The organism is Microbacterium sp. (assembly GCF_041641055.1).
Classification (GTDB): Bacteria; Actinomycetota; Actinomycetes; order Actinomycetales; family Microbacteriaceae; genus Microbacterium.
Genome location: NZ_JBEPZB010000034.1, coordinates 1 through 12,931, shown reverse-complemented (window position 1 = coordinate 12,931; position 12,931 = coordinate 1). Strand labels below are relative to the sequence as shown.

Genomic DNA, 12,931 nt, shown 5'->3' with positions numbered 1-12,931 from the left:
CGAGCCTAGCGAGCGCGAACCGGCCACTCGTCCACGGCGTCGCCGCGGGTCGCGATCAGCGTTCGATGACGAGGTCAGCGCTCGATGAAGAGGCCCTTGCCCACGACGGTGATCCCGGACTCGGTGACGGTGAAGCCGCGAGCGAGGTCTCGTTCGCGATCGACGCCGACGGTCGCGCCATCGGCCAGCACGACGTTCTTGTCGAGGATGGCCCTGTGCACGCGGGAGCCTGCTCCCACCCGGACGCCGTCGAACACCACGGAGTCGGTGATCGTCGACCCGCCACCGGCAAGCGTCCACGGACCGACGACGCTGCGTTCGAGGTGCGTGCCCGAGAGCACGGATCCGAGCGAGACGATCGAGTCGATGGCGTTCCCGATGCGTCCGACCGAGTCGCGGACGAACTTCGCGGGCGGCGAGTTCACGGCCTGCGAATGGATCGGCCACTCCATGTTGTACAGGTTGAAGATGGGCAGCGTGGAGATGAGATCCATGTGCGCATCGAAGAAGGAGTCGATGGTACCCACGTCACGCCAGTACGAGCGGTCGCGAGGAGAGGAGCCCGGCACGTCGTTCTGCTTCATGTCGTAGTACCCGGCCTCGCCGCGATCGACGAAGTAGGGCACGATGTCGCCACCCATGTCGTGGCCGGAGGTGGGGGACTCGCCATCAGCCTCGACGGCGGCGATGAGAGCATCCGCGTCGAAGATGTAGTTGCCCATCGAGGCCAGCACCTCGTGCGGCGAATCCTCGAGCCCCTCGATGTCGGTCGGCTTCTCGAGGAACTGCTTGATGCGGCCGGTCTCGGTGTCGGCGTCGATCACGCCGAACTGCGACGCCATGGCGAGCGGCTGGCGGATGCCGGCGACGGTCGCCTTCGCGCCGGACTCGATGTGCGCATCGAGCATCTGACGGAAGTCCATCCGGTACACGTGATCCGCACCGATCACGACCACGATGTCTGGCTTCTCGTCGTTGATGAGGTTGAGGCTCTGCAGGATCGCGTCGGCGGAGCCGGAGAACCAGCGCTTGCCGAGTCGCTGCTGCGCGGGCACGGAGGCGACGTAGGAGTCGAGCAGCGCGGACATGCGCCACGTCTGCGAGATGTGGCGGTCGAGACTGTGGGACTTGTACTGCGTGAGAACGACGATCTGACGAAGGCCGGAGTTGATGAGGTTCGAGATCGCGAAGTCGATCAATCGGTACTGTCCGCCGAAGGGCACTGCAGGTTTCGCGCGGTCGGCCGTGAGGGGCATGAGACGCTTTCCCTCGCCGCCGGCGAGGATGATGCCGAAGATCTTCTTTGGTGCGGACATGCACCCACCATAGATGCGATTCGGCTCGGCGAACTAGCATCTGGACAAGTGAGTCACTACCGTCTAGACATGCGCGTCGAGATGATCACGAAGGAATACCCGCCGGAGATCTACGGAGGTGCCGGTGTGCACGTCGCCGAGCTCGTCGCCGCCCTGCGGCAGAGCATCGACGTGCAGGTCAGAGCCTTCGGAGCGCCCAGAGATGAGGCGGGAACGGTCGCGTACCGGACGCCCGCCGAGCTGGCCTCCGCCAACGGTGCTCTGCAGACCCTCGGCACCGACCTCGAGATCGTCGCGGCGATCACCGGGGCCGATGTCGTGCACAGCCACACCTGGTACGCGAACTTCGCCGGCCACCTGGCGTCTCAGCTGCACGGCATCCCGCACGTCCTCACCGCGCACAGCCTCGAGCCGCTGCGTCCGTGGAAGGCCGAGCAGCTGGGCGGCGGCTACGCCGTCTCGAGCGGCATCGAGAAGCTGGCGTACGAGAACGCCGCCGCGGTGATCGCGGTGAGCGCCGGTATGCGCAACGACATCCTGCGGAGCTACCCGTCGGTGGATCCGACCAGGGTGCGCGTGATCCACAACGGCATCGACGTCGAGCGCTGGCGTCCGGTGCAGGACCCCGCCTTCCTCGAGTCGGTCGGCATGGACCCGTCGCGCCCGTCCGTCGTCTTCGTGGGCCGGATCACCCGCCAGAAGGGGCTTCCGTACCTGCTGCAGGCGGCGCGGCTGCTCCCGCCGGACGTGCAGCTCATCCTCTGCGCCGGCGCGCCGGACACCCCGGAGATCATGGCCGAGGTGCAGGAGGGCGTGCGACTCCTGCAGCAGACCAGGGAGGGCGTGGTGTGGATCGATCGGATGCTGCCGCGCGACGAGCTCTCGGCGATCCTCACGGCGGCGACGACCTTCGTGTGCCCGTCGGTGTACGAGCCGCTCGGCATCGTGAACCTCGAGGCCATGGCCTGCGGGGCTGCGGTCGTGGGCACGGCGACCGGCGGCATCCCCGAGGTCGTCGACGACGGCGTCACGGGGCGGCTCGTGCCGATCGAGCAGCTGCAGGACGGCACCGGCACCCCGGTCGACCCCGAGCGGTACATCGCGGATCTCGCGAGCGTGCTGACCGAGGTGACGTCGGATCCCGAGCGTGCCCGCGCCTACGGCGAGGCCGGTCGGGAACGGGCGCGTGACGAGTTCAGCTGGGGCGCGATCGCCGACACCACGCGCGCGCTGTACGCGGAGCTGACCGCCTGAGCCGATAGGCTGGAGGCATGTCGAGCGCTCTGGAATTCACCGACGTCGTCGTGCGCCGCGAGGGGCGCAACATCATCGATCACGTGACCTGGCAGGTCGACGACGATCAGCGGTGGGTGATCCTCGGACCCAACGGCGCGGGCAAGACGACGCTGCTCCAGCTGGCCGACACGCTCATGCACCCGACCTCGGGGACCGTGACGGTGCTGGGGGAGACCCTCGGACGTACGGACGTGTTCGAGTTGCGTCCGCGGATCGGCTTCGCGTCCTCGGCGATGGCGAAGCGCGTGCCGCGCGAGGAGACGGTGCTCAACACCGTGCTCACCGCCGCGTACTCGGTGCTCGGCCGCTGGAACGAGAGCTACGAGGACATCGACGAGCGCCGCGCGCTCCGCGTGCTGGGCGACTGGCGTCTCGAGCACCTCGCGGATCGCACCTTCGGCACGCTGAGCGACGGCGAGCAGAAGCGCGTCCAGATCGCTCGCGCCGTGATGACCGACCCTGAGCTGCTGCTGCTGGACGAGCCGACCGCCTCGCTCGACCTGGGCTCCCGCGAAGAGCTGCTGGCGCTGCTCAGCGGGTACGCGTCTGCCCCGTCGACGCCGGCGATGCTCATGGTCACGCATCACGTCGAGGAGATCCCCGTCGGGTTCACGCACGTGCTGCTGATGCGCGAGGGGCGCATCGTCGCGGCGGGCCCTGTCGCCGAGACTCTGACCGCCGACGCGCTGAGCGAGACCTTCGGGATGCGGATCGCTCTCACGAGCGAAGACGGCCGGTACGCCGCGCGCGCGGCGTCCTGACGTCCATCTGATAGAATCGATCCTTGGTGCTCTCTGCACCGCAGACTTCCCTCGTCCCTGGCACAATCCAGGGCAGCAACTAAGGAATCCCATGAAGACTGACATTCACCCCGACTACAAGGCAGTCGTGTTCCGCGACCTCGGCTCGGGCGAGACGTTCCTCACCCGCTCCACCGTCACTGGCGACAAGACGATCGAGCTCGACGGCGTCGAGTACCCCGTCATCGACGTCGAGATCTCGTCGGCTTCGCACCCGTTCTACACGGGCAAGCAGCGCATCATGGACTCCGCCGGTCGCGTCGAGAAGTTCAACCAGCGCTTCAAGGGCTTCGGCGGCTCGACCAAGTAACGTTCGTCGCCTACGAAGGCCGTCGCCTGCGACGGTCGTCGCCTACGAAGGCCCCGTGCTCTCCGGAGCACGGGGCCTTCGTCGTATGCGCTCGCGATCTCGCTCGCGAGCGCGGTCAGACCTCGATGACGATGCGCTCGTCGTCGATCCTGCCCAACGGATCGCCCGGTGCCGGCGCGGGGGCGGTGCGCTGCGTCTGGCGGTCCCTCTCCGAGCCGGCCTCGTGCGCGGACGGCATCCATACCGCGTCGAACGATCCGCCGAGTCCGCCGCCCGCGCTCTCGTACTTCCTCTCGAGCGGCGTGCGGGCGTACACCGCCACGATCGCGACCACGATCGCGGTCGCGACCACGAGGAGGATCGCGATCGTGAGCAGCGTCCCGAGGATGTCGGCCATGACTTCAGGCTATGCCGGGGCGGTCTGACGCGGCATCCCTCTCTGGGAGGATCTTCAGCGGATGCGACGACCGTGCGCGAGATCGATCAGGCGCGACAGCACCGGGCCCGATCGCAGACCGTTGTGCTCGTGCTCGCTCGTGATCCAGAGCTCGACGCCCGGCAGCAGCCGCGCGGTCTCGAGCGAGAACTCCAGGGGCACGTAGACGTCGTTCGCGTAGACCGCCGCAGCGCCGGTCGCACCGGATGCCCCGATCGCGGGCGCGTCGTAGATGCGGGGCCACTCGTGCTCGGCCAGTGCGAGCGTCACCTCTCGCCAGGGCTGGAACGCGGGCACCGTCTCGGTCCACTCGCGCCGGATGTGCTCGCCGGTGAAGAGCGTGACGTCGTCACGGAAGTCGTCCGGCTCGGTGCGCTCGGCTGACCAGCGGGTGGCGTGGCCGTTCGCGTAGCTCGACTCGTGGAAGGCGAAGTACAGCGGATTGCGCCCGCTGTACGGCATCGCGTGCATGAGGTCGTGTCGGAACGCGTTCGAGCCCGGATCGCGCTCGAGTAGCGACCACACCGTCTGCCAGCCGTCGTCCGTGCCCAGTGCGGAGCCCACCGACTGCAGTCGGGACCGCGAGACGACCTCGCCGTCGGGCAGCACGATGTCGCCGGCATCCGCTCGATCGACCAGACGTCGCATGGCGTCGCGGTGCTCGGGGAACCGGCGGTAGTAGCGCTCGGTTGCGGTGCGCATCTTGTCGTAGCAGAGGGCGTACACCTCGTCCGGATGCCGGTCGACCGTGCTGAGGCCCCCGGTGATGAAGACGTCCGCCAACGAGTTCGCATCCGTCGACAGGTAGGCGAGCGTCGTGAAACCGCCGAAGGACTGGCCGAGGACGCTCCAGAACTCCGCTCCGAGGTGCTCGCGCATGGCCTCGCAGTCGCGCACGATCGCATCGGCGCGGAGGTGGGTGAGGTACTCCGCGACCGCAGCGGAGCCCTGCTCGAGGTCGGCGTCGCCCACCGGGGACGACAGCCCGGTTCCGCGCTGGTCGAGCATGACGACCCGGTAGTGGGCGAGCGCCTCATCGAGCCAGGCGGGCGAGGAGGACGAGTGGAAGGGGCGGGGTGCCTCGTGACCGGGGCCGCCCTGCAGGAACACCAGGTGCGGCAGCGTCTCGCCGCCCTCGCGGGAGATCACCCTGGCGAAGATCTCGATCGTGCGGGTGTCGCTCGGGTCGCCCCAGACGAGCGGCACGGTCAGGGTGTGGTCCTCGACGGTCAGATCGAGCAGGCGGCGGATGGTGGTCGTCATGTCACATCACATTCCCGATGTAGGAGTACTTGACGAAGACCTCCGAGGCGATGCCCGCCTCGTGGAGCACGCCCTGTACCGCGTTCATCATGTAGTTCGAATCCCACCCCATGTAGAGGTGGTGCGAGTCGTCGAGCTGGTCCCACTGACCCTTCCACGCCCTGTCGTCGTAGATCGGACCGCCGTGCGTGCGGCAGTAGGCGACCGCGGCCTCTCGGGTGTCTGTCCAGGCGCGACGGAAGACCCGGTTGAAGAGATGTCGTACGTCGTAGACCTCCCAGCGCTCGCCCCGGTACTCGACGTACTCGAACTCGCGCTCCCAACCGGCCGGCCACCCTCGGCGCCGCACGGCGTCGAGGATCGGGGTGAGGCCGTCGTCGTCGATCTCCGGCAGTGCGGGCCGTGCCCAGATCCGCAGCAGGTCGGCGGTGAGACGCACCGTCCGCTCAGAGATGGCGGCGGTGCCCCACACGGGCGACGACCGGAGCGCCCTGGTCTCCGGCACGGAGCTGCGCGCGTACGCGGTGTCGCGCTTCACGGCATAGGACTCCCCGAACACACGTTCAGCGAGCCCCTGCTCGAGCAGGGTCAGGTTGCCGAGCGTGGGAGCTAGGGCGCGATGCGCGTTGCGCTCGTCATCGGAGTACTCGATCCACGGACGGAGGCCGTCGCCCGACCAGCTGTCGCTCGGCACCGTCGGCACGATGTGCTCGACGTCGAAGTCGTCCGGATCATCGACCCCCTCGATGCGGCCCAGGACATAGGCCGGATGCGGCAGCTCGCTGTACTTCAGGACGGCGCTCACGCGCTCGTCCGACGGCGTGATCCGCGCGAAGGCGCGAGCCAGCGCATCCCGCCCGTTCGCCCTGGCCCGACAGAGGCGCGCGACGAGGCGTTCGTTCGGGAGGTTGACGAGCGTGCGGCGCAGGTACATCGCCTGGATCCACTCGAGCGTCTCGAGGAGCTCGTCCCGCCCGATGAGTCCGCGGGCGTGATCGCTGTACACGCTCAGCACGAGCGGATACGCCGCGCGGCCGAAGGTGTTGACGTGACGCAGCTGGCGGGCGATCTCCGGATCCTGCTCGAGGGACGGGTCGAGCAGCACGCCGTAGATCTCGGCGTAGTGCCGCCAGACCTCGGCATCCGCCTGCAGGTGCTCGACGTCGACGCGGGGGAAGGACTGCCGGAACGCGCTGTACACGCCGTGCTCGCCGTTGGCGGCGACCTCGCGTCCGGTGGTCATCACGAGGTAGTGGCGCCAGAACGCGCCGATCGTCTCGCCGGTGTGGCGTTCGATCGGAAGCCAGAATCGCGCCTCCACGTCGAGCTGCTCGGCGTGCGTGAGTCCCATCAGGATGTAGTTGTGGATCAGCTCGTGATCGCGCAGCGGCTCGCCCGTGGAGTTGAGGCTCTCGAAGATCTGCTGTGCGTTCGCCTCGGCCTCGAGGGTGATGGAGACGTGTTCGAGCCGTCGGAGTCCGCTCCAGATCAGCGGGGCCTCGTCGGCGTGCACCTGGCTGCGGAAGAAGGCGTAGTTGTCATCGAACCGGGACTCGCGGTCGGCGTGATCGCCGCGCTCGAGCACGACGGACTCGTACAGCTCGGCCCACGCGGCATGCGGACGCAGCTTGGTGCGCGTGGCATCGTCCGGCCGCACGAGCACCCGGTCGAGTTCGGCGGCCAGCTCGGGGGAGGAGTCCTGCACCGCGTGGCGGAGCGCAGCGACGAGGAGCATCAGGGTGGTGATCCGCTGCTGGCCGTCGATCAGCACGAGGTCGGTGTCGGCGTCCGAGTCGTCGGCGGCCGACAGGATCGAGCCGATGAAGTGGCGATGGGAGGCATCCTCCCGTGCGACCGCCCTGACGTCCGCCAGCAGCTGCTCGCACCCGCCGATGTGCCAGCGGTACTGGCGCTGATACACCGGGACGACGATGGTCGTGGAGTCCTGTGCGAGCCACTCGATCGTGTTGACAGCTGTCGCCTCGACGTTGGTCGCAGTGCTCATGCTGGTGTCTCGTCCTCCCGTAACGCCCGGCGCCGAGGAGTCGCCAGGCGCCCGGATCAGTCTATTCGCTTATTCACGGCGGCCCTCGGCGGCGCTCCAGAGTCGCACTGTTAGGCTTGCCTTATCAGGGCCTGTTAAAACGTGCTGGCCCCCGATGAAAGGATCTGGTTCAGATCATGGGATACATCAAGTCCAAAGCCCTCGAAGACAAGGGCTTCGTCGTCCTCGACAGCTACGACCAGGAGCTCGACCCCAAGGAGTGGCTCGACATCGAGTACAACGACTGGAAGTCCTCGGGCGACACCCGCTTCGCGCCGCTTGCGAGCGCCAAGGGCGAGATCGAGTGCAACGGCTTCTGGAATCACAAGCCGCCGCGCACCGACAAGGACGGCGTCTGGATCGACTCGCAGACCGCGAAGGCCCCGAACCTGACGCGTCGCGCGCAGGAGCCCGGTGCCAACGTCGGTCGCTGCCGCGTCATCGAGCTGCAGCCGACGCCGTACGGCGAGTGCCTGTACAACCTGCACCAGGACGACAACAACCGTCTGAACCCGGACGGCACCGGCTGGGTCGTGCGCGGGTTCTTCAACCTCAGCGACGACAAGGACAGCTTCTTCGTCCTCCGTGAGAACCGCACGGACCCCAGCATCGAGTACCGCATCGCGCTGCCGGCCGGTGCGCAGCTGATCGTCGACACGCAGCGTCTCTGGCACGCGGCGACGCACGTGGGCACCGAGCCGCGCTACTGCCTCATCACCTCGTGGACCTCGGGCCCCGAGCTCGACGCCTACATCGAGAAGTACCACGGCACCCAGGACGTGCCCAACGTCGAGGTGCCGCAGGACGTCCTCGAGGCCGGCTACGCCGAGCAGGCTCGTCGCGATGCCGCTCGCGCCGCGTACTACGCCGCCAAGGGCCAGCAGGTCAAGCAGGCCATGAGCGAGGCGTGATCCTCGTCTGAATCGGGACCGGTGACGGTCCGAAGGCCCCGGTCCCGCAGACCGGGGCCTTCGTCGTCGAATCACATGCTTGTGATTTCGCCTGGTCTGGGCGAGAATGGGCGCATAACCGCATATTCTCGCCAGTTCTCGTGGTTCAGGTCGTTGGGGAAGACGCACCTGATGAAACGGAGAGATCATGGCGACGGCTTACGCACGCGGAGTGGTGTTCATCCACTCTGCCCCTCGCGCGCTCTGCCCGCACCTCGAATGGGCGGTCGGACGCGCTATCGGTCGTGCGGTGAACTTCGACTGGAGCGACCAGCCCGTGCTCGACGGCGCACGCCGAGCCGAGTTCTACTGGGACGGCCCGGTCGGCACGGGAGCCGTGCTGGCGACCGCGATCCGCGGCTGGGAGCACCTGCGCTTCGAGGTGACCGAGGACCCGACGCCGCGCAGCGACGGCGGTCGCTGGCTGCACACGCCCGACCTCGGCATCCACTACGCCCAGACTGATGCGGCCGGCAACATCGTGATCGGCGAGGACCGGATCCGCTACGCCATGGAGATCGCCGCCGGCAGCGCGACCGAGCTGCAGCGCGAGCTCGACATCGCCCTCGGCTCCGCGTGGGACGAGGAGCTCGAGCCGTTCCGGCACGCGAGCGACGACGCACGGGTGGTGTGGCTCCACAAGGTGGGGTAGCCCGGCACAGAGACCTGGAGCGGGAAGGCGCGAGTATCGGATGCCGGTGAGTGATCCCGGACGCTGAGAAGGCGAATACCCGCTCCACACGACGAGGACCCCGTCCCTGATCTCAGGGGGCGGGGTTTTCGTCACGTCCGCTCAGATGACCGCCGAGCGGGGCATGTCGTCGCGGATCGACGACGTGCCCGACATGACATCGTCCCAGGCGAGCCGAAGGCGGTCCATCGCCTCGGCCGTCCGCTCCGGAGTCAGGGTGATCGGGAGACGCAGTCGTCGCTCGAGCACGCCGCCCGTCGCGAAACGAGGGCCGGGCGGCAGGATCAGCCCGTGGTCGCGCGCTGCCAGAGACAGAGCGGTCGAGACGGGTGCTCCGAGGTCGAGCCAGGTCGAGAGGCCGCCACTGGTCGGCGGGAGGGGGATGCCGGTGCCGATCGCCGCGAGTCCTGTCGCGACCGCCGCACGACCCGCCCGCAGGCGTTCGGCGACATGAGCTGTCAGTGCCGGCATCTCCTGCAGGAGCTCTGCGGCGATGCACTGCTCCAGCAGGGCTGTCCCGAGCTCGAACGACGGACGCGTGGCGAGCAGACGGGCGATGAGCGACCTCTCCGCTCGGATCCAGCCGATCCTCAGGCCGCCCCATGCGATCTTCGACATCGAGCCGACGGTGATCACCGACGGGCTGAAGGCTGCCATCGGCCGCGGCGACCACCCTCGGTCGATGTCGAGCTCCGCGGTCGTCTCGTCCACGATCAGGTGCGTCCCGGCGTGACGGGCCGAGGTGGCGATGCGCGACCTGGCGGCGTCCGACAGCGTCGCCGCTGTGGGGTTGTGGAAGTCGGGGATCAGGTACGCGACGTGCGGACGCTCGCGCAGCAGGGTGTCGGTGAGATGGCGCTCGTCCCAGCCGTCGACGTCCACGGGAGTGGGGAGCATCCGGTAGCCATGCCGATGCAGTGCCTCGAGCGCATGCGGGAACGTGGGCTGCTCGACCAGCGCCCGCTCGCCGCGTCTGCCGACAGTGGCCAGCACGAGATGGAACGCGTTGAGGGCGCCGGAGGTGATGATGATCTCGTCGGCGTCGGTCTCGACACCTCGCTCGGAGAAGCGCCGCGCGACGGCCTCGCGCAGCTCGGGCAGTCCGCGCAGCGAGTAGCCGCTGGTGCCGCGCAACGCCGCGAGACGCGGGAGGGAGCGCACCGTCGCGTCGTACAGACCGGGGGTGGAGTCCATCGAGGCGATCGAGAGATCGATGGCGGAGTCGTCGTCTGCTCCGCCTGCGGAGACGGTGGTGTGGGGCAGCGCGACGCGAGTGCCGCCGCCGTGCAGCCGAGACACGTAGCCGTCCTGTTCCAGCAGCCCGTAGGCACGCGTCACGGTGGAGCGCGAGCGCCGGAGCTCGAGGGCGAGCGCTCTCTCGCTCGGGAGGCGCTCTCCGACAGTCAGACGGCCGTCGAGGACCAGCGCCCTGATCTGGCCGGCCAGGGCCGTGGCGGTCGCTCCCGCGGTGTTGTGCGCGCCGAGCTGCTGGACGAGTCGAGAGGCCATGGTTCCAGCATGCCGCAAAGTGGACCGAAGAAAGCAGGCCACTTTCCGCCGAGTGGTCTCGCGGGGCAGGTGTCGGGCGGGGCCACGATGGAGGGATGCGCTTCACCTCCGTCTTCCTCCCGATCCGAGCCACGAGTCCGCGCGATCTCGTCGAGCGCGTCGTGCAGCTGCTCGTCGGACTCTTCCTGTACGGCGTCGCCCTCGGGCTGATGGTGCGCGGCGGCATCGGAGTGGCTCCGTGGGATGTCCTCGCCCTCGGCATCGCCGGACAGGCGGGGATCGGCTACGGGGTCGTCACGGTGCTGGTCTCGCTGCTCGTGCTCGTGCTGTGGATCCCGCTCCGACAGCGCGTCGGGCTGGGCACCGTGCTCAATGCGCTGCTGGTGGGGCCGAGCGCCGACCTCGCCCTCGCCGTCCTTCCCGAGCCGTCGTCGCTCTGGGTGGGTGCTCCGATGTTCGTCGCCGGCCTCGTCCTGCTGGCCTTCGCGACCGGTCTCTACATCGCCGCCGACTTCGGCCCCGGCCCTCGCGACGGGCTGATGACGGGACTCGTACGGGTCACCGGCTGGCCGGTATGGCTGGTGCGGACGCTCATCGAGGGCAGCGTGCTGCTCATCGGCTTCCTGCTCGGCGGGCCCGTCGGCGTCGGCACGGTCCTGTTCGCCTTCGGTGTGGGGCCGTTGATCGGCTGGTTCCTGCCCTGGACGACGCGTCTGCGACAGAAGCGTTCCCTGGTTCTCGCACGGACCCCCTGACCCGCGGTCGATCCTCAACGCAGCAGAGCGGCCCCCGGTCTCCCGGGGGCCGCTCTCATGGGTGTACTCGGTGCCTCAGTCGGCGCTGGCGAAGACCGCGACGGCGTTGTGACCGCCGAAGCCGAACGAGTTGCTGATCGCGATCTGCGGGCCGTCCCCCAGAGGGGTGGGCTCGCCCGAGAGCCGGAACGGCACGGCCGGGTCGGGCTCGGTCATGTTGATCGTCGGCGGGGCGACGCGGTCGCGGAGAGCGAGCAGCGAGAAGATCGCCTCGAGCGCGCCGGTGCCGCCGAGCAGGTGCCCGGTCGACGCCTTGGTCGCGGACACCGGGATCTCGTCGATCCGATCGCCGAAGACCTTCTTCAGCGCGACGTACTCGTTGGGATCGCCGACCGGGGTCGACGTCGCGTGCGCGTTGATGTGCGTGACCTGGTCGGCCGTGATGCCGGCCTCGTCGAGAGCCTGCGTGACGGCACGCGCGGCGCCGTTGCCCTCGGGGTCGTTGCCGGTGATGTGGTACGCGTCGGCGGTGACTCCGCCGCCGAGGACGTAGCCGTAGATCTTCGCTCCGCGCGCCTTGGCGTGCTCCTCGGTCTCGAGGATGAGCGCTGCCGCGCCTTCGCCCATGACGAAGCCGTCACGGTCGATCGCGCCGGGGCGGGAGGCGGTCGCCGGGTCGTCGTTGCGGCGCGACAGTGCCTGTGCAGACGCGAACGAGGCCATCGTGATCGGGTGGATGGCCGACTCGGTGCCACCGGCGATCACGACGTCCGCGAGGCCGTCCTGGAGGTGGTGGAAGGCGTGGATGATCGACTCGGTGCTGGACGCGCATGCGCTCACGACGGTCTGCGCATAGGCGCGGGCCTCGAACTGGAGCGACAGGTTGCCGGCGGCCGCGTTCGGCATCAGCATCGGGACGGTGAGTGGCATCACCCGGCGGGGGCCCTTCTCACGCAGGGTGTCCCAGGCATCGAGGAGGGTCCAGAGACCGCCGATGCCGGTGGCGAAGTCGACGCCGAGACGCTCGGGGGCGACCTCGGGGGATCCGGCGTCCGCCCAGGCCTCGCGGGCCGCGATGAGGGCGAACTGCGAGGACGGGTCGAGCCGCTTCGCCTCGTGGCGGGGCAGGACCTCCTCGGGGCGGACGATGGCCTCTGCCGCGAAGGTGACGGGAAGCTCGTACTGCTGCACCCAGTCGTGCTCGAGAGTGCGGGTACCGGACGTGCCTGCGAGCAGGTTGGCCCAGTTGTCGGGGGCGGTCCCGCCGATGGCGGACGTGGCGCCGATGCCGGTGACGACGATGCGCTTGGTCATGTGTGGTTCCTTGTCAGGCGGGTCGAGCAGAGGGCGGGCAGGGCGGAGGATGCCACGCCCCGCTGGCGCGGGGGTGGCATCCTGCGTGGACTACTCCTGGCCTGCGACGATGAAGTTGACCGCGTCGCCGACGGTCTTGAGGTTCTTGACCTCGTCGTCGGGGATGGTGACGCCGAACTTCTCCTCGGCGTTGACGACGATCGTCATCATCGAGATCGAGTCGATGTCGAGGTCGTCGGTGAACGAC

Annotated in this window: 13 protein-coding genes; 6 read left to right on the top strand and 7 right to left on the bottom strand. The window is 68.7% G+C overall.

Annotation, left to right across the window (positions count from 1 at the left end):
• Positions 1-74: 74 nt before the first annotated feature.
• Positions 75-1,316 (bottom strand): glucose-1-phosphate adenylyltransferase, encoded by a 1,242-nt coding sequence (gene glgC / locus ACESK8_RS15750; protein ID WP_060926089.1) that lies wholly within the window; start codon positions 1,314-1,316, stop codon positions 75-77.
• A gap of 69 nt (positions 1,317-1,385) precedes the next feature.
• Between glgC and glgA the strand changes: the two genes are divergently transcribed.
• From glgA to ACESK8_RS15735, 3 genes are all read left to right on the top strand, one after another.
• On the top strand, positions 1,386-2,570 hold the full coding sequence (glgA, locus tag ACESK8_RS15745; protein ID WP_372969469.1) for a glycogen synthase: 1,185 nt from the start codon (positions 1,386-1,388) through the stop codon (positions 2,568-2,570).
• Between the two features lie 17 nt (positions 2,571-2,587).
• Positions 2,588-3,373, top strand: a complete 786-nt coding sequence (locus ACESK8_RS15740) for an ABC transporter ATP-binding protein (protein ID WP_372969468.1) — start codon at positions 2,588-2,590, stop codon at positions 3,371-3,373.
• A gap of 91 nt (positions 3,374-3,464) precedes the next feature.
• Positions 3,465-3,722 (top strand): type B 50S ribosomal protein L31, encoded by a 258-nt coding sequence (locus ACESK8_RS15735; RefSeq protein WP_060926086.1) that lies wholly within the window; start codon positions 3,465-3,467, stop codon positions 3,720-3,722.
• A 115-nt stretch (positions 3,723-3,837) separates the two neighbouring features.
• Here the strand turns inward: ACESK8_RS15735 and ACESK8_RS15730 are convergent, their stop codons facing one another.
• From ACESK8_RS15730 to ACESK8_RS15720, 3 genes are read right to left on the bottom strand one after another with little or no spacing between them, the layout of a single operon-like run.
• A complete protein-coding gene (locus tag ACESK8_RS15730; RefSeq protein WP_372969467.1) occupies positions 3,838-4,119 on the bottom strand; it encodes a hypothetical protein in 282 nt (93 codons plus the stop codon).
• Between the two features lie 54 nt (positions 4,120-4,173).
• Positions 4,174-5,421 carry an alpha/beta fold hydrolase gene (locus ACESK8_RS15725; protein WP_372969466.1) on the bottom strand — a complete coding sequence of 416 codons (1,248 nt, stop codon included), beginning with the start codon at positions 5,419-5,421 and terminating at the stop codon, positions 4,174-4,176.
• A 1-nt stretch (position 5,422) separates the two neighbouring features.
• Positions 5,423-7,426 (bottom strand): DUF262 domain-containing protein, encoded by a 2,004-nt coding sequence (locus ACESK8_RS15720; RefSeq protein ID WP_372969465.1) that lies wholly within the window; start codon positions 7,424-7,426, stop codon positions 5,423-5,425.
• A gap of 176 nt (positions 7,427-7,602) precedes the next feature.
• On the opposite strand from ACESK8_RS15720, the gene ACESK8_RS15715 reads away from it, so the two are divergent.
• Complete coding sequence (locus ACESK8_RS15715) at positions 7,603-8,376, top strand: hypothetical protein (RefSeq protein ID WP_060926082.1); 774 nt, start codon at positions 7,603-7,605, stop codon at positions 8,374-8,376.
• Positions 8,377-8,563: 187 nt separating this feature from the next.
• Complete coding sequence (locus ACESK8_RS15710; protein ID WP_060926081.1) at positions 8,564-9,067, top strand: DUF3145 domain-containing protein; 504 nt, start codon at positions 8,564-8,566, stop codon at positions 9,065-9,067.
• A gap of 141 nt (positions 9,068-9,208) precedes the next feature.
• Here ACESK8_RS15710 and ACESK8_RS15705 read toward each other — a convergent pair whose 3' ends face one another.
• The gene (locus tag ACESK8_RS15705) at positions 9,209-10,615 is read right to left on the bottom strand and encodes a PLP-dependent aminotransferase family protein (RefSeq protein ID WP_372969464.1); all 1,407 of its coding nucleotides are present in this window, start codon (positions 10,613-10,615) and stop codon (positions 9,209-9,211) included.
• 95 nt (positions 10,616-10,710) lie between these two features.
• On the opposite strand from ACESK8_RS15705, the gene ACESK8_RS15700 reads away from it, so the two are divergent.
• On the top strand, positions 10,711-11,370 hold the full coding sequence (locus ACESK8_RS15700) for a YitT family protein (RefSeq protein WP_372969463.1): 660 nt from the start codon (positions 10,711-10,713) through the stop codon (positions 11,368-11,370).
• Positions 11,371-11,445: 75 nt separating this feature from the next.
• Here ACESK8_RS15700 and ACESK8_RS15695 read toward each other — a convergent pair whose 3' ends face one another.
• Together ACESK8_RS15695 and ACESK8_RS15690 are read right to left on the bottom strand one after the other, a co-directional pair.
• Complete coding sequence (locus tag ACESK8_RS15695) at positions 11,446-12,684, bottom strand: beta-ketoacyl synthase (protein WP_372969462.1); 1,239 nt, start codon at positions 12,682-12,684, stop codon at positions 11,446-11,448.
• Between the two features lie 90 nt (positions 12,685-12,774).
• A partial coding sequence (locus ACESK8_RS15690; RefSeq protein ID WP_372969490.1) for an acyl carrier protein occupies positions 12,775-12,931 on the bottom strand: 157 nt, incomplete at its 5' end.